The organism is Flavobacterium sp. N1994 (assembly GCF_025947145.1).
Lineage (GTDB): Bacteria > Bacteroidota > Bacteroidia > Flavobacteriales > Flavobacteriaceae > Flavobacterium.
Genome location: NZ_CP109999.1, coordinates 2,873,973 through 2,894,772, shown reverse-complemented (window position 1 = coordinate 2,894,772; position 20,800 = coordinate 2,873,973). Strand labels below are relative to the sequence as shown.

The following is a 20,800-nucleotide window of genomic DNA, read 5'->3' as shown; positions in this document are numbered from 1 at the left end:
ATGAGCTGCTTTTGTTTTTTAGTTCTCTTTATTGAACTCCAACTCATAATTGGCATTCGCTTTCTGTATGAGTCGATAGGACGCAAAGAAGACAACTATAAACACTAGTAATAATCCAATAAACAGGGCATAATTACCAACAAGGAAATTCCAAAAGATAAAGTAGAGTAAGAACCCATTTCCGGTTTGTAGAAGCCAAGCCAAAACTCTTAGTTTTGAAAAAGTTTTACCACTATTGTGGTAGCGTTTCCAAAATCCACCGGGTCTTATGGTAGTGGCAAATCGTTTTAATGTAGCGTCCTCTGTAGCGGGAGTGATAAAGGTAACAATCAACCAGCTTATGCAGACTGTTAGGGTTAACAGTATTATTTTAATAGGATAGTAATCCATAGTATAGGTGTGCTCAATGAAGCTAATGAATTGGTATACGGTAGCGTTGTTTTGATATAACCCATCCAGTAGTAGAGGGTAGACTATAGCTGCAATCATAGCGGTGAGTTGTGACCAAGCATTGATGCGCCACCAATACCAACGGAGCATGAACACCGGACCCACACCGGCTGTTATGGCAAATAAATATTGGGTAATTCCTATCAAAGAATCGGCATATATAGCAATACCTCCCGATACTATAGTGATATAAACCATTGCTAAGTTCCCTAATTTAGTTGCTTTAACCTCACTCAATTCAGGGTTGACTGTATGCTTGTAAAAGTTTTCAATTAAAAGAGAACCTCCCCAGTTTTGCATATTTTGCACAAAGGAGGTCATCGGAATCATAAACAGTAAGATTACCAATCCCCACATCCACTTAGGGAGTGCCTTTACAAACAAGTTGGTAAAAGCTAACTCGCTATCTGCAATACCGTTGGTAAAACCATAGACAACCGCCATGAAAGGCAAAGTAAATAACACAACTCTAAAAAGCACATTGAAGAGTGACGGCAAGAAAATACTTTTAACTAGGTCGTTACTGCTATGAGTCGCCATCAATTTTTGTCCGTTCATGTCAGGGTAATCCAATAAGGACGCTGACCACCATTGCACCAAAATAAAGACTAAAAACGCATTAAATGTGGTAGAACCCACACTTGGAATAATAGTAACATTGATTTTAGAAGCTTGCAAGGTGGTGGTCAAATGCGATAATCCACCGGTGTTTTGAAACAAGCCAATCACGACTGCGCCAAATATGAAACTGAACAGAATAAACAAGATAAAATCTAGCTTCATCCGTAACTTTAAACTGTTAAAGAAGGTGAGTATAATGAGAAAGGCAGTTATTAAAATTATAGTGGCATGAAGCTCTATCCCTGTAATAAAACACACGATTTTACTAAAAGCCAATACACTAAAACTAATAAGAAAAGGAATAATAAGGAGCCCTAAATACAAACTTCGAAATGTATGAAGTAAGGTAGCTCCTTTACCCGAATACCTGAAGAATAAAAATTCATTTTCGGTTTTTACTGGAACATTTCGCCACAAATGAGCAAAGAAAGCGACGCTAAATGTTGAACCAATAAACGCACTCCAATACAACCACATATCAGACAATTTTCCTTGTAGTAAAGCAGCACAAATTAATTGAGGTTCAATCAGGAAACCACTAGCCATCAAGATTGAAAAACCTACAAGCCACCACGATTCATTTTTGGAGTAAAATAAATGAGTTAGTTTCTTCTTCAATGGTTACTGTATTGTTTTATAAGTGATTCGTTTTAAGAGAATTTTAATTTCTTGTGAAGGTTTGTAATTTATCCTAGCTTCTTTGATATTAGTTTTACCCATGGGTACTTCGGGTGATTCTGCCGCTGTACCTTGCAAGTTTAGGAAAAATGTTCACTAATTATCTATTTTAATAATTCTATGTTGTGCCAATTGATTTCCGATAATATCGCTTAGCGCAATGATAAAGGCATAACAATCGGTTTTCCTTAAAATAGTAGCTTCTGAAATTATGCGTGCCAAATCATCAAGAGTTACTTCACTTTGACTAATGGCATACGGATACTATTTTATTTCCGGTGTGATGCACTATTATGTTGCTTGGCACCATTTTAAAATGTACAGCATAGTAATTTTTTTTTGATACCGTTAGAAAAATGATTTCATCCTGACGAAATTACAAAAACATACTGATATATTTTTGATTCCCCTAAGTGGAATTGCACAATTGCTGTTGGGAGATTAAAAAAGAGAGCTAGATAAAACCAAAAACACTACTTAAAGATGAAAAAAAGTGTTAGGTATAGCTTTAATTTTATACAGTTATTGGTATCTATTTCAAACTACTTTAATTTCTTTTTTAAGCTTTTCCTGTGAGCGGGATTCTTTAAGTGGAACTTATTCAAAAGACCATAAAACCTTACCCTCGAAACGCTATTATAAGTTGGTTCAAAAGTTTTTTTGTAGTATTGTTAAAATCTATGTGTAACAAAACAAACTTAGTGAACGTCAAACCGACTTTATAATAACTTCTAAACCAACCACATTTATGGAACTAGTCATTAAAAATTTAGACAAACGATACAGCAATGGCGTACATGCCTTAAATAATGTTTCTTTAACCATCCCCACCGGAATGTTTGGTTTATTGGGTCCTAATGGGGCTGGTAAATCTTCTTTAATGCGAACCTTGGCTACGTTGCAAGATGCTGATAGTGGTTCGGTGACGTTGGGCGCTATTGATGTGCTTAAAGATAAAGAAGCGGTGCGAAAAGTATTGGGGTATTTGCCTCAGGAATTTGGTGTGTATCCTAGAACTACTGCGGTGGATTTGTTAGATAACTTGGCTTTACTAAAAGGTTTTGAAAACAAATCGGAAAGAAAGCAAATGATTGAACAACTTTTGGTAAAAGTCAATCTTTGGGAACAACGCAATAAAGCGGTTAGCAGTTATAGTGGTGGAATGCGTCAACGTTTTGGGATTGCACAGTGTCTTATTGGAACCCCTCAACTGGTAATTGTAGATGAACCTACTGCAGGATTAGACCCAGGAGAACGTAATCGATTTTATAATATCTTGAGTGAGATTGGGGAGAATACTATTGTGATTCTTTCTACCCATATTGTGCAAGATGTTCGTGAATTGTGTACTCAAATGGCGGTGGTAGATAAAGGACGTGTTCTATTTTCTGGGAATACCGATGATGCTTTGCTTGAAGTAAAAGGGAAAGTGTGGGAGAAGAAAGTAACGAAACAAGAACTGGCCAAATATCAAGACGAGTTTAAAGTGATTTCTAATAAATTGGTGGGTGGACAACCTTTGATTCACGTGTTTTCGGAAGAGCGCTTGGAGGGCTTTGCTAAGGCGGAAGAAAACCTAGAAGATGTGTTCTTTGCTAAACTAAACGAGTTGGTATAACTTTTAAAAACGTAACGTCTTATGTGGAAATTTATACAATTCGAACTCAAATACTGGTTAAAGACTCCCATGGTGTGGATCTTTTTATTCATTAATGCTTTATTGGTCTTTTTTGCTGTAGCTTCTGAACATGTTACTATTGGAGGCGGCATTGGCAATACGCATAAAAACGCTCCTTTTGTGATTGAACAATATTATGGGGTGTTCTCTACTATTTGTCTTTTGATGACTACTGCCTTTATGAATGCAACTGCTAACAGGGACTTTCAATATGGGATGTACCAGTTTATCTTTACCTCCCCTATTAAGAAAAGGGATTACTTCTTTGGGAAATTTATTGGTGCTGCTATCGTTTCTGTTATTCCTTTGTTGGGGATTTCTATTGGGGCGCTTTTAGGAACTTTATTGGCTCCGGCGTTGGATATGTGTCCGGCGGAACGTTTTGGTCCTACGGATTGGAGTGGGCATTTCTTTGGGATATTAAACTTTGGGATTCCGAATGTGATTATCTCTGGGGTGATGTTGTTTTCTTTGGCTATTATTTTCCGTAGTAATATCATTTCTTTTATTGGTTCGATGTTGATATTGGTGTTTTATGCAGTGTCGAGCATCTTTACTCGGGATATTCAGAAAGAATGGTTGGCGAATATCTTAGATCCATTTGGCGCTAAGCCGTTTCAAATCATGACTAAGTATTTAACGGTAGATGAAAAGAATAATCATGCGGTTTCGCTTCATGGGGAACTGTTGGTCAACCGTGTGGTTTGGTTGACGATTATGATTGCTATACTGGTTTTTGTTTACTACCGCTTTTCTTTTAATACTAAAAATGTAAAGGCTAAAAAAGAGAAAGTGGTAAAAGACACTGCTCCTGCTGTTATCACCAATACCACATTCCAACCTACTAAAGCAGGGGTGTTTTCTTGGTCTACGTTTTGGGGGTTGACTCAATTTGAGATTAAAGCGGTGATTAAGAACCCTACGTATATTATCATTGTTTCGATAGGGATGATTTTATTGATTACCGAATTGACTAGCTTTTCGGGGCGTTTTGGTGCGGTGCAGTATCCTGTGACTTATGATATTGTAGACATTATTGATGGCAATTTGATGCTGTTTATGATTGGGTTTATTGCCTTTTATACGGGGGTATTGGTTTGGAAAGAGCGTGATGCTAAAATCAATGAGATACAAGATGCTACTCCAATTAAGACCATCAGTTTATTTGGGTCTAAAGTTGTGGCGGTGATCTTTGCTGTTGCTTTAGTATTAGTGGCTGCTATTCTTCTTGGGATTATTGCTCAAACCTTGCATGGGTATACTCGATATGATTTGGGTGTGTATATAGAATCGTTATTGGTCTTGAAATTATTGAGCTATGCTTATTTGGTGGTGCTTTCGTTACTGTTCCATTATTTGATTAACAATCGGTATGTGGCTTACTTTGCTTTTGTGATGTTTGTGATTATGAACTCTTTTATATGGGGATTATTGGAAATTAGTAGCAATATGGTTTCTTTTAATGCTAAGCCTTTCTTTACTTATTCGGATATGAATGGATTTGGTCCTTTTGTGCCTGGTTTGTTTTGGTTTAACTTGTATTGGGGGTTGTTTTGTATTTTGCTTTGCTTTGGTATCCTTGCTTTTTACATCCGAGGGAAAGAAAGCGACTTTAAACACCGTTGGCAACAAGCTAAAGTACAATTCCGTCAAAGCAAGATGGGACTTTCTATTGCTTTATTGGCTTTTATCCTTTGTGGAGGTTGGGTGTTTTACAATACGCAAATCGTCAACCATTATGAATCTGGAAAAAACATGGAAGATAAGCAAGTGGACTATGAAACGAAGTATAAAAAATACGAACATTTGGCACAACCTCGCTTTTATAAGTTTGATTATACGATAGACATTCAACCAGAGGAGCGCAATATGACGGCTACTATTGAAGCTTGGGCTAAGAACAAAACTAACGCTCCTATTCCCGAGTTGCATTTTACTTTGCCGATGTTATCCGATAGTATTAAATTGAACATCCCTAATGCTAAATTGAAAGTCAATGACAAAGATTTGAATTATAGAATTTATACACTGAATAAAGCTTTGGCACCTAATGATTCTATTAAAATTACGGTGAATGTCGTTAGTATCACTAAGGGGTTTGAGAACGAGGTAAGCTTTACGCAATTGACCCAAAACGGAACTTTCTTTAACAATGAAGAGATTATGCCGAATTTTGGATACAATGCCAATTTTGAAATCTCGGATAAAAACCTGCGTATTAAACGGAAGTTGCCTAAGCGTGATAGAATGCCTAAACTGGATACCAACAATTTAGTGGCTCGTGGGAATACTTATATCAGCAGTGATTCGGATTGGGTGGACGTTACTACTACTATTAGTACGGCTAAAGATCAGATTGCGGTGGCGCCGGGTCTTTGTTGAAGAGTTGGGATGCTAATGGCAAGAAGTATTTTAAATATCATTTAGATCAAAAGTCGCTTAACTTCTATTCGTTTATTTCTGCAAACTATCAAGTGGAAAGAAAGAAATGGCATGGCATTGACTTAGAAGTGTACTATTACAAAGAACATGCGACTAACGTGCCTAATATGATGAAGAGCATGCAAAAAGCGTTGGAATACTACACCACTAACTTTGGCCCTTACTATCACAAGCAGTGTAGAATTGTAGAGTTTCCTAGATACGCTAGTTTTGCGCAGGCGTTTCCGGGTACGATGCCTTATAGTGAAGGGATTGGGTTTATTACTGATTTGCGCGATGTGACTAAGGATGATATTGATATGGTCTTTTATGTGGTAGCGCATGAGATGGGGCATCAATATTGGGCACACCAAGTCTGTGGCGCGGGTATGCAAGGAAGTGAAATGATGAGTGAAGGATTTGCGCAGTATTCTTCGTTGATGGTGATGGAAAAAGAATATGGCAAGGATAAGATGAAGAAGTTCTTAGAGTATGAAATGAACGATTACTTGAGAGGGCGAAGTTCAGAGTTTGAAGGCGAGAATCCTATTATGAAAACGGAGAACCAACAGTATATTCATTACAATAAAGCCAGTGTGGTCATGTATTATTTTAAAGAAATGATTGGCGAACAAAACGTGAATAAGGCGATGAAGAACCTCATCAACGAATTTGCGTATAAAGATCCTCCTTATGCTACTTCTTTGGATGCTGTGAATGAATTTAGAAAGGTGACTCCGGATAGTTTGGGTTATTTGATACCCGATTTGTTTGAGCACATTACGTTGTTTTCTAACCGTGCTTTGAAAGTGACCTCTAAAAAAGTGGGAGCTGAATATGAAGTGACGATTAAAACTACCTCGGAGAAGTTTCGTTCTAATGCTTTGGGGAAAGAGACCCCTACTCCTATTGCGGATTATATAGACATTGGGGTATTTGGCAAATCAGACAAGGCGGATGTACTTGGGAAGCCCTTGGTGTATAAACGTTTGAAGATTACTAAAAAGGACAACACCTTTGTGTTTAAAACGAAAAACGAACCTGCTAAAGCGGGAATTGACCCTTATAATTATTTGATTGACCGTATTCCGGATGATAATGTGAAGGGGGTTGAGTGATTTTACTACCCTGTTTTACCTTAGTATGATTTTATAAAAAAGCGGTTTCCTTTAAACGGGAAGCCGTTTTTGTTTGTTTATGCTTTGGGAAGCTCCATTTAGCCATGGGGGTGCTTCATTTAGCTTTGGGGGTGCTTCATTTAGCTTTGGGGGTACTTCATTTAGCTTTGGGGGTACTTCATTTAGCTTTGGGGGTACTTCATTTAGCTACGGGGGTGCTTCATTTAGCTACGGGGGTACTTCATTTAGCTACGGGGGTACTCCATTTAGCCATGGGGGTACTTCATTTAGCTACGGGGTTACTTCATTTAGCTGCGGGGGTGCTTCATTTAGCTGTGGGGAGAGGGATTTACCCTTTTGAGTTATGCGTTATGAATTATGAGTTATGCGTTTAAAATGTGGGGGAATTCGTTAAATATTAGTTAAAATACTCGCTTACAGATGTTTGTGGCATGGAATTTGATTTTTTCTTACAAAATAGTACTTGGCTATTTTGTTAACCCATGTTTAATTTAAATTTTAATGTTATGAACTCTTATGTTAAAAATGAGGAAGTTACTGCGTTAGGTGATTTCGTTTTCACGAGTTATGAGCGTGATTTTGATGCTATTAAAAACAGATTCGCTACTATGAATGCTGCTTTTAGAGACAGTTTTGTTGCAAAACTGGATTTTGTTAAGGTTTTAGAAAGTAGTTTAGTACTTACTGAAAACCAAAAAGGGATTACTGCTAGTTTGTATGCAGATGCGAAACTTTTGAATGAAGAATTGAACTTCTTGAATGCTAATTTTGCTGATGCTGGTTTGAACACTCGTATTATTAGCGATTTGAAAAGGGATTTGCACAATAGTAACATTGAAGGGGCTATTTTGCAACTGGAGGCGTTGAAACAATTTGTTACTGCTCATAAAGATGAACTTATTGCTAAGGATATGCCTGCTGATTTTGTGGACACGTTAGACGGCTACAAAGCGAAATTGGCGTCTAAAAACAAGATACAAAATGAGATTATGGATAACCGCAAAATGCTTACTGATAAAAATATAGCGCATTATGATGAGTTGAAAAAGATGCTCAAAAGAATTATGCGTAATGGGAAGTTGGTTTTTAAAGGTACGGTCACGGAAGACCAATATGCTCTTATGAAAGTAGTGCAACGTATGCGCGCTGCGAAGCGTAAAAAAGAGGAAGAAGGCGGTGGTACCCTTTAAACTGCACTTCATTTTAGGGGAAGCCCAAGGCGAAAGTCTTGGGTTTTTTTGTTTGTATTATTGAATAACTATTAAATGGTTATTAATGGTTTTGTAATCTTTTTTATATATTTGGGATAGCTAGTGATGCTGAAGAGCTTTAGGAACTTGAGGATATTTACTAATTATAGGCAAGCTTTAAAAAAAAGTACAAATGACACCATATAAATTACCACAATTCGCTGAAACTTCTTTTAACTGTCCTATTTGCAATGCATTTGCAGCGCAAACTTGGAGTCAGATTTATTTTAAAATTAGTGGCGGAATTACTACCATTGATTCATCTTATATATCTCGTTGCTCGCATTGTCGTGATTATAGTTTTTGGGTTGATGAAAAACTAATTTTTCCAAGCTTAAGTACTGCTCCACTTGCTAATGTAGATTTGCCTGAAGAAATAAAAAAAGATTATGAAGAGGCTAGAGAAATTTTAAATAAATCACCCCGAGGTGCTGCAGCGTTACTTCGCTTATGTGTCCAAAAATTATGCGGGAAACTTGGTGAAAGTGGAAAAGACATCAATAAGGACATAGGCAGTTTAGTTGAAAAAGGATTGCCTATTCGTGTACAACAATCATTAGACATTGTTAGAGTAATTGGAAATGAAGCTGTTCACCCAGGTCAAATAGATTTAAAAGACGATATTGAAACAGCAACAAAATTATTTCAACTGATTAATATTATTGTTGATGCAATGATAACTCAACCGAAAGAAATTGATAAAATGTTTAATTCTTTACCTGAAAACAAACTTGACGGAATAAAAAATAGAGATACACCAAAATAAGCCTGCCTATAACAGCGGTTTAAAGCAACTGTCAGGCATGGGATTTTCTAGAATCTTATGCGAAGATTCAATGGAAAGTTTTGTACTTGGAGTAATTAGTGATAAATTTAACAGATGCTTTAAGCCGCGGCACGTTATGCACAATGCCAACAACCTTACAACCAAATAAATTATGGCAACAACATCTAAAGATTTCAGAATTTATTTTGCAGTAGTTTTTACAATTATAGCCGCTGTAATATTATATGACCAGCGAGAAAATTTCCTGGGATTATTTAATACTAAAAAGCCTTATTGGTGTTTAGCATTTTGTCTACTTGGGTTTAGTGTATTGGTCACAAAACTTTGTATAAACTCAAAAATTCCAGAAGCAGACAGAAAAAAAGTGTTGCTCAGATATTGTATGTATTATACAATTATGTTGATCGTTATGTCAGCTTTAAGTTGTGTGATTTCAATAAGCTTATTTAATAAATCTGAAAAAATATTTTTAGCTTCTTCTGCACTTTTATCTTTTTTCCTTGGTTTTTTCATAGACAGCTTGTCTATCATTGTAGAAAAGTTGGCGGAAAAATTAGGTGGAAATGACTAAGCAATAAGCATAACAGCTGTTTCACCCAATTGCGAATTTGTGGTTAGTTCATGTTTGCATTTTGCAAGATTTTATATCTTAGCCGAAAGTACGCAGTTCCGAACTTCGCAACTGACGAGAAGCGACGAAACGTTATATGAAATTTTATGGACGACCTTCCTATTTACGATAAAACAGAGGAAACAGCTAATCTTGGGATAATACTTGTATCAAGCCAGGTCGTAAAAACTTATTCATGGATTTTAAGAGAACAATTCAAAAATGATTTAGGAATTGATGTGCAAATTGAAATTGCAAATGAAAATAGGCAAGGTACAGGAAGACTTATAGCTGCCCAGGTAAAAGCAGGTCCATCATACTTCCAAGAGCCAACTGAAAATGGATTTGTTTACAGAGGCAAGAAAAAACACTTAAAATATTGGTTAAATCATTCATTGCCAGTTATTGTTATTCTTTGTGATTTAGTAAATGACATAAGTTATTGGACAGAGGTCAATAGAACCAGCATAACTAAATTAAAGAAAGGTTGGAAAATCATAATTCCTAAAAATCAAATTTTAGATGAGTCAAATCGCAGGAACTTATTAGCAATTGCAGGCGCACCACAACATCCAGATATAGTTGAATTATTAATTTTCAAGTTCCTACAAGAAAAATATCATAAGTATTCAGGAAATAGAATTAGTATTACTCCTATTTTACATGAACCGAGAGATTTTCATTATTTCACTTGTTTAGCTGAAATAGAAAATCTTCCTGGATTAGTATATGTAGCACATTATTATGATTTATATAAAGATCTTGATTTAGAAGATGTGAAAAAATTTATATCGTGGAGAGAATTGAACATAAAATCTTGTGGTCATTCAAATATTTTACCTAATTTATTTATACTCATTGTCTCAGAAAAAAAAGAAAATTTAATAATAAAAAAAGAAATACAAGAACTAATAGAAAATACTGAGAAACTATCTATTATACGACTTTATTACGAAAACAAACCATTACTTGGAATTAACAAATTTTATTCGTTAACTGAAATTGGTGAAGATGGTGAAGAAATTTACGATTACTAAAACTGCATATAATTGCGATTTGGCCCCGCTCCCGCGCGAATCCTTTCGCGTGCTAAATGGAAAGAATAAAAAACAATCTGGATTGCTATGACGCCATTACATGTATTTTATATAATGTTTGCTCTTCAAATTTGCGGCTATATTTTGCTTGACACTTTCAATTTACCCCGTTGGAAATATTTACTTCTTGCCATAGGTTTATTTTTAGATTTTTTTATCCTTCCAGATTATTTTATGCCAGTTTATAGAGAAGGACAGTTAAGATGTGGACTGCCTGAATTAGGGATTCATTTAGCATTTTGGATTTTCGGATGTGGAAGTATTATTTGTACTCATATTGTTTATGTTATTTTGAGCTCACTTAATAAAGCTAAAAAAAGAACTTAATAGTCTTTTGTTGGAATAACTGGTTTAGTTTTTAAGTTTGGGAAAAATAAAAATGTACACTTTTTGTGTACCTAATTACCATAATTACAATTTTGTTTGTGAAATCATGAGAAAACACAATAGCAGGTTTAGTTTTTAAGTCGGATAAAAATAAAAATGTACACTTTTTGTGTACTTGTTTAAAGAAATTAAAATATAGTATTACACCCGCTCAGCTTATAATGAATAACAAAGCGCAAAGTCGGGAGACATTTGCGCAGCTCAGTGGAAAAGAGAATACTTTGTGAAGCTTGGGTAATGGTAGGGTAAAAATATCGTACCTACGGCACTTTACTAATTTGTTGATTTCATTTTCTACCTTTATGGCATCCCTAACGGGATTATAAATATTCGTTAAAGGTTTCAGGATTCCCTGATTGTATCGGAATCATTTGAAGGGACGGGAGGGTAAAACAAGGTATCGGAGTTTAAGCAACAGTTATTAAAAACGTAACAGAAATAATGAAAGAAAAAATATTTAAATACTCAACGTTATCATTAGTGTTGATCAACTTTTGGACGTTATACCTATTCTTTGATTATTTCACTGAAAAGAGAGGAATATTTGAAGCATTAGGCTTATTCTTTCAGTTTGCAGGAAGTGTAGTCTATGCTGTTGCATTCAGTTGTGTTTTGTTGATTATCCGATTAGTTTTTCATCTAAGAAAAAAAACAAATCCATTGAAAACTAACTTCTTTTATATTCTTTGCGGAATATTCAACTTAAATAATTTCATAATTTGGTCGATATGTTTTGTTCTAAAAATTTTAGAAATTGGAAACTGTTATTTAGCCATTTTTATTGTTAGTTCATTTTTAATTTCGTGCTTTATACTCGTAGATATTTACCAATCAAATTTCAGAAGTAAGAAAGAATGAAAACCTGTAATAGTTATTTGCTAAGCCTTTTGATACTCATTTTCATACTCTCTTCCTGCAAGAAAAATGAAAGCACTGCCCACGAGTCAAAAACGAGGGTAGTAAATTCTGAAAAAGAAATTAAAAATACAATCAGAGCATTTTATTCGGCTTATATCACTGAATCTTTATCTGAAGAGCCTCTGAAGGAACAAAAGAAAAAATTAGATTCAATAACCCAAATTTATGTTACGCAATCATTACTGGACAGTATCAACTATGAGTTCAAAAACAATGCATTGGATTACGATCCTTTTCTAAATACTCAAGATACTACTCCGCAAATGCTAAAAACCCTAATCATAAAGAAAAGCAAACAAAATGGGAATTGTTATACAGTACTGTTCTTGAGTGATGCATATGATAATTCATTCACCACTATTACGCTCAAAATTTCAAATGAAAACGGTAGCTATAAAATTTCAGCCATCAAATAAAAGCGTTTGGTGCCAAAGCTAGTTTAGTTTTTAAGTTGGATAAAAATAAAAATATACACTTTTTGTGTACCTATTTACCATAATTAAAATTTAGTATTACACCCGCTCAGCAGTTATGATGTATAACAAAGCGCAAAGTCAGGAGACGTTTGCGCAGCGTGGGTCGGAACGTAAGTAGTCATTTAACCAATAACACTATAATATGAAATCTCTCCATCTTTATCTATTAGTTTTTTTCTTGTATTTTGTCAATGTCATGTCGGGTCAAAATGGTTACACGCTGAAGTTCGAAAGTGCTTTTTTCATGTCTTCTGAAAATCCAACATTATATACTGGTTCAACGGCAGAAGTTGTCAAAACTTTCACTGTTCCCGCCAATTGCGTTCTAGAGATTAATTCTGGATGTGTTGAATCTTCTCAAGGTAGCCCTTTTCCAATTACGAGATTAAAAATTGGAGATGAATACCTAACCAAATTGGATACTTCTAAAAACTGGCAACCCATTTTAGTTAAAGAAGGAACTGTTGTATCTCTTATTATGAAACCTGTAGTAAATAGACAATGCTTGTGTGGTTATGTTGCTGGAACATTGTATCGAAAAGTTCCGAATTAAATTGTTTCCTCAGCAAGGTGTTTATAAGAAAAGCTAGTTATGATGAATAATAAAGCGCAAAGTCGGGAGACATTTGCGCAGCTCAGTGCTCCTATAAGCATAGTGTTCCTAAGAAAAGCTGCGCAAATGTCTCCTGACTTTGCGCAATTTTTTTATATTTGATAAAGTATAATCTCATGAAAGAAGGATATGTTATAAGAGAACAATCATTACCCCATTTTTTAACGGCAACAGTTGTCGATTGGGTTGATGTTTTTTCAAGAAAAAATTATAGAGATACTGTAATCGAATGCTTTGATTTTTGCATTAAAAATAAAGGAATGATTTTGTATAGTTATGTAATAATGAGCAATCATATTCACATGATTATTCAGTCAAATGATGGAAAACTGTCGGATTTAATTCGTGATTTTAAAAAATTTACTTCTAAAACTATTTTAGATAAAATTCAATCAGAGCCTGAAAGTAGACGAGAATGGATGTTGGAACGATTTAAATTGGCTACAGCAACACATTCAAGAAATAAAAATTATCAGTTTTGGCAATTGGGCAATCATACAGAAGAAATTTATTCTGAAAATTTTATGTGGTCAAAAATTGATTATATTCATTTTAATCCTGTTCGCGCAGGTATTGTTTTAAAGCCACAAGATTATATTTATTCGAGTGCTTCAAACTATATTGATGGCAAAGGAATTCTTGATGTTGAAATAGTTCAAATTCCAGTTGTAAATGTTATGAATCCTAATTCAATTTCAAAATATATTAGTTACGATGAATAACAAAGCGCAAAGTCGGGAGACATTTGCGCAGCGTGGGGGTTATAGCCATAACTAAGCATGCCTTTAATTATAAAAATATGAGAAAACTAGTAGTAGTTCTTTTTGCTTTGACAACGAAGATGATCAGTCAAAATTTAGTGAGCAATCCCAGTTTTGAAACTTATTCCTCCTGTCCTGACAACAATAGTCAAATAGATAAAGCTACCTCATGGCATGTGACTAGCAATAGTGCCTCAGCCAGTCCAGATTATTATAACAGCTGTTATACCGATTCTAGTACTTTAGTTGGTGTGCCTGCCAATATTGTTGGAAATCAAAGTGCTTATGATGGTACAGCTTATGCTGGTATTTTTTGTTATTTCGAGGAGGTTGCCTTAAGGGAGTATATACAATCCCAATTAATTTCGCCTCTTGTTGCAGGGCAAAGGTATTATGTTTCTTTCTGGGTATCATCAGCGGACAGGTATGGTCTTACCATTAATTCTTTGGGGGCATATTGTTCAACTACTCCCATTAGCGGCGATGGGTCATTTGGTCCTATTGCTGTATTTCCTCAGGTGAATAGCAGTTCGATGCTTTCCGATGCCACAAATTGGACCCAAATTACTGGGAGTTTTATAGCAACCGGCGGAGAGCAATACATCACCATTGGTAATTTTTCGAGTGATGCCGCTACTCAACACGTTGTTTATAATCCTAATTCGTTATATACTTCTTTGGCCTATTATTATATAGATATGGTTGAGGTTTCTACCAGTTCCCTTAGTATAAGTCAATTTCACAACGCGACACTATCAATTCTTCCTAATCCCTTCAAAGACAGTATAACTCTTGACTATGAAAACAAAAGCGTTACGGATACTATCGAAATTTATACTATAAGCGGCCAGCTGGTAAAGAAAGTAGTAAGTGGCGTTGATACTATTTCCTTAGGGGATTTGCCAACAGGAGTTTACTTTATATCGGTTGACAGGCAGCTTTCCGGTAAATTAGTTAGTAAACTAGTGAAACTATAAAGCCTATCCTAAAAATTTATTGAGGAAATTAAAAACAGACAACAAGCTAGAGAGAAACAGTGGATTCGTTTTTACCTTGGGGATATTGAAAAGGGAAATTGTATATCTTTACTATTTGACTGGGGAGCATTGTGCAACATCATAAAACCAAAAAAATGAAAGCAAAATTACTTATTGTATTACTCTTTGTCTTGTTTGTTGTTAATTCCTTTGGACAAAACAATCCAGTTGAAAATTTGACTTGGTCACAAACTTACGAAACCCCAAATAATTATTTTCAACTAAATTGGGAAGAACCACTACAACCACATAATCCATTACTGGGATATAATATTTATCGTAACGACGAGCTCTTTAGATTTCAAACTGAGAGAGCTTTATATAATTTTTATTCTCCAGTTTATGGTTTTGTTTCAAATTGTGGGTTAAGCTTTTTAGAATTAGACAATCAAAATCAACTCTATACTGATGGTTTTGAAATTCACGTAACTGCGGTTTATGATCCAGGGCAAATGGAATCAAATTATACACAAACTTATCATGCTAATCCACTTGCGTTACAAAATACTAGTTTTACTCAAGAAAAAATGATACTATTCCCCAACCCAACAAAAGGATTAGTAACTATTGGGAACTTAGATTTTGAAAAAATAATGATTAGTGATATTTCAGGAAAAGTAATTAAGACCCTTGACGCTTCTCCTCAAATTGATTTAAGCGATCTATCCAAAGGGCTTTATATCATAAAACTATTTTCTGAACAAAAAATACTAGTAGACAAAATACTAATTGAATAGATTGTTTGATTAATAACCGTGTTACGTTGCGAGGCATATTCTAAAAACCTAATACCTAAAATGAAAAAACTATTTATTCTAATCCTCATTCCTTTTTTCATTTCCTGTGATAAACATTTAGATGAAAAAATATATAAATCCAAAGATATTACGGTAAAGTGGTATAGAGTTAGCAACATTTCAAGTGGTCACGACTTTATAGATTTAGAGCGTTGGGGAGATACTGACAATATCATGAAAGCCAATACCGGTGGCATATATGACGTGAAAATTATAGGAGACACCATACTAATTAGAGCCATTCCCCAAATAGGTATTTATGATTTAGTAGCCAAGAAAAATGAGTGCTATGTAAAATTAGACACGACCGTTACAACCTATGAATATATGAAAAAATTTCAACCAGAAAACGCTAAGTATTTTAAATCAAAAGATACATTGGGTTCAAGTGAAAATGTCTCTAAAGAAGAACTTGAAAAAAAGATACTGGTGGGAGATTTTATAGTTTCTCCTAAAAATAAAGAGGCTAAAAAAAACAAGTAGAACGATACTTATACTAAAAGCTATTAGTGGCTAGCCTAAATAGCTGGCATAGTCTTATTAGCTTAACGAAATACGAACCGCAATTGAAAGCACAAAATCAAAATAAAAGAATAATACAGCTAACGATTGTTGGAGGATTGTTCTTTTTCATTCTTTACAAATCCTATCAAGTTGATTTTATTTTTGCTGTTTTCTTCTATATAGTTTTCGGAATTTTAGAAATCATTTTATTGTCGAAAGTAATTCCTGAAGATTTAGAAGCGTTCAAAAAAAATAGAAATGCAAGAAGTTTACTTCCTAGCTTCCTAGCTGCATTTACTATTTTTTCGATACTCGGTTTATATCTGCATTATGAAAATTTGGAGCAGTCGAAAACCTATATTCACGCTGTTGGTAATGGGTTAATCATTGATTTAAAAGAAGATGGAAAATATATAATTAAAAGCGGAAGTTGGGGAGGACGAGTGCATCATTATGGGAATTACAAAATCCAAGACAGTATCATAAAACTTGATAAAAATAGGTTTGCAACTATAGAAATAAGTGGAGAATTCAAGATAGGAAAAGTATACATTGACAAAGAAAACAACAGTGAAAAGGTGCTTTTCCAAACTAAGAAAAATGAAATTATTGAAAATGCCGATTTTTTTATATTGACAAATAAAATGACTGTTAGCGGTCGTTTTGAGCAATAACTGGTTCAGGTTTTAAGTTGAGAAATACTCAAAAGGAAAATTATGTATCTTTACGATTACACTTACTGCAGTAGTACTTCTTTTAGTGGTGGGACGCTAGCTAATACCTCAAAAATTATATAAATGAAGCTATCTAAAGTTTTTGAATTTATAGCAGAAATCATTGTTTGGTTTCAAATTGTTATGTCCCCTACGCTAATTTGTTTTGCCATAGGCTCGATAATTTATTTTATGAATCCAGGCGAAACTAATTTGATTATAGCCATTGGTCTTATTTTTATTGGATTGGTTGGTGGCATCCTTTACGCTAATAAAATTTGGAGAACGAAAGGAACGGTTTCGTTTATATCGAGAGTGAGTGCTAGTCCTGAATTGGATACTGATAGTAATGACAAATAAAAGATAAAATGAAACATATACTGACTTTGCTTTCGATACTATACGGGATGAATTGTTTTTCGCAAACACCAAATCCTGATTTATTTCAGACGTGGTATTTATACGATTATTACTCTAGTGATGATAATATCCATCACCCTGTTTCGACTATAACTCCGGCTGTTTCCCCTTATGTAACTTTTTCAGGCACTTCTGATTTTAGTGGAATGGGAGCCTGTAATGCTTTTTATGGAACTTTCAGTTGTCCGGCTGCTAATCTTATACTATTCAATACTTTTGCCGGTACGTTGCTTCTTTGCAACGCTACTCAACATATCACATTAGAAAATGCTTTCTTTTCGCTTTTTCAATCGGGAGGGGAATATTATATCTCTGGGACAGGAACTGCTATGAGTTTGGTTATTTTTACGCCCATTTTTAATACGTATGTATTTGGAAATGCTCCGCTTGCCACAGAACGTTTTACTTTAAATCAAACGATGATCTACCCTAACCCCGCGGATTCGGAAATATTTATTGATGCTAAAAACAATGTGATTGACCGGGTTGATATTGTAAATTCCCTAGGGCAAACGGTGAAAACGGTGAATACTAATTTTGATAGTATTTTTATTTCCGACTTGGCTTCTGGAATTTATACTCTAAAGTTGTTTTCTGACGGCTACACGACTTACAGAAAGATTATAATAAAATAGCGTTGTTCTTCTTACTATTATTACTTGAAATGACGATGGGATGAATATATCGTACCTACGGCACTTTACTAATTCATACATTTTACTTTCTACCACTATTGTATCCCTAACGGGATTACTTTGCTTTTATAAAAAAGAAAACACCTGACCGATTTCTAAAATCTGTCAGGTGTACTTATAACCTATCCTTATAAAGGATTATTTTTGTTTGAATGCTTTTAAACCTGGGAAGTAAGCAGTATCACCTAACTCCTCCTCTATTCTTAATAACTGATTGTATTTGGCCATACGGTCAGAACGAGAAGCCGAACCGGTTTTGATTTGACCACAGTTTAACGCTACCGCTAAATCGGCAATCGTATTGTCTTCTGTTTCTCCCGAACGGTGTGACATTACTGAAGTGTATCCGGCATTTTTAGCCATGTTTACCGCTGCAATAGTTTCTGTCAACGTTCCGATTTGATTTACTTTTACTAGGATAGAATTAGCAATTCCTTTTTCTATTCCAGTGGCTAAACGCTCTACATTGGTTACGAATAAATCATCTCCTACTAATTGTGTTTTATCTCCAATTAATTCGGTTAAGTATTTCCAACCTTCCCAGTCGTCTTCGTACATTCCGTCTTCAATAGAAATGATTGGGTAGTTGGCGGCTAAAGAAGCTAAGTATTCCGCTTGTTCTTTTGAAGTTCTTATTTTTCCGGTTGCGCCTTCAAATTTAGTATAGTCGTATTTTCCGTCTACATAAAATTCAGAGGCAGCACAATCTAATGCAATCATTACTTCGTCACCAAATTTGTAGCCAGCATTTTCAACTGCTTTTTTGATGGTATCTAAAGCGTCTTCTGTTCCACCAGCTAAGTTTGGAGCAAAACCTCCTTCATCTCCTACTGCAGTAGAAAGGTTTCTATCGTGCAATACTTTTTTAAGGTTGTGGAAAATCTCTGTTCCCATTTGCATCGCATGAGAGAATGAAGTTGCTTTCACCGGCATAATCATAAACTCTTGGAAAGCGATAGGCGCATCAGAGTGGGAACCTCCGTTGATGATGTTCATCATCGGTACTGGTAAAGTATTGGCTGAAACACCTCCTACATATCGGTATAAAGGCAATCCCAATTCGTTAGCTGCTGCTTTAGCTACTGCTAAAGAAACTCCTAAGATAGCATTAGCACCCAAATTAGATTTGTTTGGCGTAGCATCTAATTCAATCATTAATTGATCGATATGATTTTGTTCAAAAACCGAAACTCCCATTAATTCTGGAGCTATGGTAGCATTCACATTATTTACCGCTTTAGAAACTCCTTTTCCCATGTAGGCTTTTCCGCCATCTCTTAATTCTACTGCTTCGTGTTCTCCTGTAGAAGCACCGCTAGGAACAGCAGCACGACCTAGAACGCCGTTTTCAGTAACTACATCTACTTCGATGGTTGGGTTTCCTCTGGAATCAAGAATTTGTCTTGCGTGAACTTTGATGATAATGCTCATTTTGAATTTGTTTAAAGGTTTTAATTAGGATTACAAATTTAAGAAATTAAAAAAAGAGACTTGCAATTATTTGCACAACTTATAAACGCAATCGTTTTAGTTAGCTATCGAATTTATGAAAAATAGTACTTCCCTTTAATTATATAAGTTTAAAATAATATAAGACAACATGCCCCCTTCCTGTTGGATGTAGATTTGTATCAATAATTAAACTATTGTTATCATGAAAACTTCTACTACTAAAAACAGTCCAACAAACAATCCACTGTCAATGATTTGTTTGTTCCTTTTTGTTGCTCTTCTTCCTAACTTTTTGCAGTCGCAAACTTTCAGAACCATCGATGCTTATATGGATGATTTTGCTAAAAACGAATTGTTTGTTAAAAAATCGTTGATGGATTATTCTGTTACTATAGTAGAATCGCAAATGTATTCTAGAACTAAAACTACGGCTGCTAGAATCATAGAGAAATTAGAGAAAGTGAATTTGCTTATGAAAAATAACAATAGAGGATTTGATGGCAACACCCAACTAAGAGATAGTTTCATCAAAATGAATCAAAAAACGATTGATTGTTTGAACAACGGAAGTTTAATTTTAAACGATTATGAATACCAAAGCACTTTGTCTTTAACTGAAATTGGAGACAATCTTAACCGAAAAGAAAGTGAACTTATCACCTATTATAAAGAGCTTAAAAGTTTTGAGTTGGATAAAAAAGCCTTTGCTTTCAATAATAAAATGCACCTTAATGTTAAAAAAAGAAAAAACATTTTAGAGTACAATGCGTATCAAAATATCCTTTTTTATAAAATGAATGTGATAGATGAAAAACTAACTGCCGTAATCACTGCTAAAGACAAAAAAGGATTTTCTGGTTGTTTAGATATCATAGCCTTAATGCATCAAGAAATTTTGGCCAAAACGGATCTTTATAAAGACCAGTACAAAGACAACACGTTAAATGATGCTAATATTGACTACTCTAATTTTATATCTAGTCAAAAAGATAAACTTACTGCTTTATTCAACAATTATGCTGATGCTTACAATGCGCTACAATTACTAAAAAAAGCACCACAAGCAGAAACCAATGAAACTATTGTAGCCTATAACAATGCGGTTAAAGTTTGTAATACCAAAAAGAATTTGTTTTATGCTGTCTTTAATGGCATCCAAACTATCAAAACTACTAAATACAATAATTGGTTGGCCACTAATAGTTCATTCTTAAAAAACAATGGTCAATTTGATAGCATTTATGAAAAATACGCTTATAACGATTAGTTGTAGAAGTCTAATTTAGTTATTCCAAA

General features: G+C 34.7%; 21 protein-coding genes. 18 read left to right on the top strand and 3 right to left on the bottom strand.

All coding sequences use genetic code 11. The features are described 5' to 3' along the window. Positions 1-18: 18 nt before the first annotated feature. Positions 19-1,689, bottom strand: a complete 1,671-nt coding sequence (locus tag OLM53_RS13055) for a sodium:solute symporter family transporter (protein ID WP_264520659.1) — start codon at positions 1,687-1,689, stop codon at positions 19-21. Between the two features lie 156 nt (positions 1,690-1,845). After that, positions 1,846-1,971: a hypothetical protein gene (locus OLM53_RS13050; RefSeq protein WP_264520658.1), complete on the bottom strand. Its 126-nt coding sequence runs from the start codon at positions 1,969-1,971 to the stop codon at positions 1,846-1,848. Between the two features lie 526 nt (positions 1,972-2,497). On the opposite strand from OLM53_RS13050, the gene OLM53_RS13045 reads away from it, so the two are divergent. The 17 genes from OLM53_RS13045 to OLM53_RS12965 all read left to right on the top strand — a co-directional run bounded on the left by OLM53_RS13045 (position 2,498) and on the right by OLM53_RS12965 (position 17,992). After that, positions 2,498-3,367, top strand: a complete 870-nt coding sequence (locus tag OLM53_RS13045; protein ID WP_264520657.1) for an ABC transporter ATP-binding protein — start codon at positions 2,498-2,500, stop codon at positions 3,365-3,367. A gap of 69 nt (positions 3,368-3,436) precedes the next feature. Beyond that, the gene (locus tag OLM53_RS13040; protein ID WP_264520656.1) at positions 3,437-5,809 is read left to right on the top strand and encodes an ABC transporter permease; all 2,373 of its coding nucleotides are present in this window, start codon (positions 3,437-3,439) and stop codon (positions 5,807-5,809) included. Next, entirely contained in the window at positions 5,806-6,966 is a 1,161-nt protein-coding gene (locus OLM53_RS13035; protein WP_264520655.1) for a M1 family aminopeptidase, read from the top strand. Before OLM53_RS13040 ends, OLM53_RS13035 begins: the two co-directional genes overlap by 4 nt. A 527-nt stretch (positions 6,967-7,493) precedes the next feature. Further along, the gene (locus tag OLM53_RS13030) at positions 7,494-8,177 is read left to right on the top strand and encodes a hypothetical protein (RefSeq protein WP_264520654.1); all 684 of its coding nucleotides are present in this window, start codon (positions 7,494-7,496) and stop codon (positions 8,175-8,177) included. 193 nt (positions 8,178-8,370) lie between these two features. After that, positions 8,371-9,003: a DUF4145 domain-containing protein gene (locus OLM53_RS13025; protein WP_264520653.1), complete on the top strand. Its 633-nt coding sequence runs from the start codon at positions 8,371-8,373 to the stop codon at positions 9,001-9,003. A 172-nt stretch (positions 9,004-9,175) separates the two neighbouring features. Continuing rightward, entirely contained in the window at positions 9,176-9,595 is a 420-nt protein-coding gene (locus tag OLM53_RS13020; protein WP_264520652.1) for a hypothetical protein, read from the top strand. Positions 9,596-9,741: 146 nt separating this feature from the next. Next, the gene (locus tag OLM53_RS13015; protein ID WP_264520651.1) at positions 9,742-10,671 is read left to right on the top strand and encodes a DUF4365 domain-containing protein; all 930 of its coding nucleotides are present in this window, start codon (positions 9,742-9,744) and stop codon (positions 10,669-10,671) included. Between the two features lie 87 nt (positions 10,672-10,758). Then, complete coding sequence (locus OLM53_RS13010) at positions 10,759-11,058, top strand: hypothetical protein (RefSeq protein WP_264520650.1); 300 nt, start codon at positions 10,759-10,761, stop codon at positions 11,056-11,058. Between the two features lie 914 nt (positions 11,059-11,972). Further along, positions 11,973-12,452: a YbjP/YqhG family protein gene (locus OLM53_RS13005; RefSeq protein ID WP_264520649.1), complete on the top strand. Its 480-nt coding sequence runs from the start codon at positions 11,973-11,975 to the stop codon at positions 12,450-12,452. 202 nt (positions 12,453-12,654) lie between these two features. Continuing rightward, complete coding sequence (locus tag OLM53_RS13000) at positions 12,655-13,065, top strand: hypothetical protein (RefSeq protein WP_264520648.1); 411 nt, start codon at positions 12,655-12,657, stop codon at positions 13,063-13,065. Between the two features lie 176 nt (positions 13,066-13,241). Next, positions 13,242-13,847: an REP-associated tyrosine transposase gene (locus tag OLM53_RS12995; protein ID WP_264520647.1), complete on the top strand. Its 606-nt coding sequence runs from the start codon at positions 13,242-13,244 to the stop codon at positions 13,845-13,847. Between the two features lie 77 nt (positions 13,848-13,924). After that, positions 13,925-14,863 carry a T9SS type A sorting domain-containing protein gene (locus tag OLM53_RS12990; protein WP_264520646.1) on the top strand — a complete coding sequence of 313 codons (939 nt, stop codon included), beginning with the start codon at positions 13,925-13,927 and terminating at the stop codon, positions 14,861-14,863. Positions 14,864-15,018: 155 nt separating this feature from the next. Then, the gene (locus OLM53_RS12985; protein ID WP_264520645.1) at positions 15,019-15,660 is read left to right on the top strand and encodes a T9SS type A sorting domain-containing protein; all 642 of its coding nucleotides are present in this window, start codon (positions 15,019-15,021) and stop codon (positions 15,658-15,660) included. Positions 15,661-15,720: 60 nt separating this feature from the next. Next, positions 15,721-16,203 carry a hypothetical protein gene (locus tag OLM53_RS12980; RefSeq protein WP_264520644.1) on the top strand — a complete coding sequence of 161 codons (483 nt, stop codon included), beginning with the start codon at positions 15,721-15,723 and terminating at the stop codon, positions 16,201-16,203. Positions 16,204-16,286: 83 nt separating this feature from the next. After that, on the top strand, positions 16,287-16,898 hold the full coding sequence (locus OLM53_RS12975) for a hypothetical protein (RefSeq protein WP_264520643.1): 612 nt from the start codon (positions 16,287-16,289) through the stop codon (positions 16,896-16,898). Positions 16,899-17,021: 123 nt separating this feature from the next. Then, positions 17,022-17,297: a hypothetical protein gene (locus OLM53_RS12970; RefSeq protein WP_264520642.1), complete on the top strand. Its 276-nt coding sequence runs from the start codon at positions 17,022-17,024 to the stop codon at positions 17,295-17,297. Positions 17,298-17,305: 8 nt separating this feature from the next. Next, on the top strand, positions 17,306-17,992 hold the full coding sequence (locus OLM53_RS12965; protein WP_264520641.1) for a T9SS type A sorting domain-containing protein: 687 nt from the start codon (positions 17,306-17,308) through the stop codon (positions 17,990-17,992). 198 nt (positions 17,993-18,190) lie between these two features. On the opposite strand, the gene eno is transcribed toward OLM53_RS12965, so the two are convergent. Continuing rightward, positions 18,191-19,483 (bottom strand): phosphopyruvate hydratase, encoded by a 1,293-nt coding sequence (gene eno, locus OLM53_RS12960; protein WP_264520640.1) that lies wholly within the window; start codon positions 19,481-19,483, stop codon positions 18,191-18,193. Between the two features lie 223 nt (positions 19,484-19,706). Here eno and OLM53_RS12955 point away from each other — a divergent pair, with 223 nt between their 5' ends. Further along, positions 19,707-20,771, top strand: a complete 1,065-nt coding sequence (locus tag OLM53_RS12955) for a hypothetical protein (protein WP_264520639.1) — start codon at positions 19,707-19,709, stop codon at positions 20,769-20,771. Positions 20,772-20,800: the final 29 nt, after the last annotated feature.

What these genes read in the sequence shown, in the direction of transcription:
- OLM53_RS12990 (WP_264520646.1), top strand. Translation starts at nt 13,925, where the DNA reads ATGAGAAAACTAGTAGTAGTTCTTTTTGCTTTGACAACGAAGATGATC.
- OLM53_RS12985 (WP_264520645.1), top strand. Translation starts at nt 15,019, where the DNA reads ATGAAAGCAAAATTACTTATTGTATTACTCTTTGTCTTGTTTGTTGTT.
- OLM53_RS13040 (WP_264520656.1), top strand. Translation starts at nt 3,437, where the DNA reads ATGGTGTGGATCTTTTTATTCATTAATGCTTTATTGGTCTTTTTTGCT.
- OLM53_RS13005 (WP_264520649.1), top strand. Translation starts at nt 11,973, where the DNA reads ATGAAAACCTGTAATAGTTATTTGCTAAGCCTTTTGATACTCATTTTC.
- OLM53_RS12970 (WP_264520642.1), top strand. Translation starts at nt 17,022, where the DNA reads ATGAAGCTATCTAAAGTTTTTGAATTTATAGCAGAAATCATTGTTTGG.
- OLM53_RS12965 (WP_264520641.1), top strand. Translation starts at nt 17,306, where the DNA reads ATGAAACATATACTGACTTTGCTTTCGATACTATACGGGATGAATTGT.
- OLM53_RS13045 (WP_264520657.1), top strand. Translation starts at nt 2,498, where the DNA reads ATGGAACTAGTCATTAAAAATTTAGACAAACGATACAGCAATGGCGTA.
- OLM53_RS13000 (WP_264520648.1), top strand. Translation starts at nt 12,655, where the DNA reads ATGAAATCTCTCCATCTTTATCTATTAGTTTTTTTCTTGTATTTTGTC.
- OLM53_RS13025 (WP_264520653.1), top strand. Translation starts at nt 8,371, where the DNA reads ATGACACCATATAAATTACCACAATTCGCTGAAACTTCTTTTAACTGT.
- OLM53_RS13030 (WP_264520654.1), top strand. Translation starts at nt 7,494, where the DNA reads ATGAACTCTTATGTTAAAAATGAGGAAGTTACTGCGTTAGGTGATTTC.
- OLM53_RS13015 (WP_264520651.1), top strand. Translation starts at nt 9,742, where the DNA reads ATGGACGACCTTCCTATTTACGATAAAACAGAGGAAACAGCTAATCTT.
- OLM53_RS12980 (WP_264520644.1), top strand. Translation starts at nt 15,721, where the DNA reads ATGAAAAAACTATTTATTCTAATCCTCATTCCTTTTTTCATTTCCTGT.
- OLM53_RS12995 (WP_264520647.1), top strand. Translation starts at nt 13,242, where the DNA reads ATGAAAGAAGGATATGTTATAAGAGAACAATCATTACCCCATTTTTTA.
- OLM53_RS12955 (WP_264520639.1), top strand. Translation starts at nt 19,707, where the DNA reads ATGAAAACTTCTACTACTAAAAACAGTCCAACAAACAATCCACTGTCA.
- OLM53_RS13010 (WP_264520650.1), top strand. Translation starts at nt 10,759, where the DNA reads ATGACGCCATTACATGTATTTTATATAATGTTTGCTCTTCAAATTTGC.
- OLM53_RS13020 (WP_264520652.1), top strand. Translation starts at nt 9,176, where the DNA reads ATGGCAACAACATCTAAAGATTTCAGAATTTATTTTGCAGTAGTTTTT.
- eno (WP_264520640.1), bottom strand. Translation starts at nt 19,483, where the DNA reads ATGAGCATTATCATCAAAGTTCACGCAAGACAAATTCTTGATTCCAGA.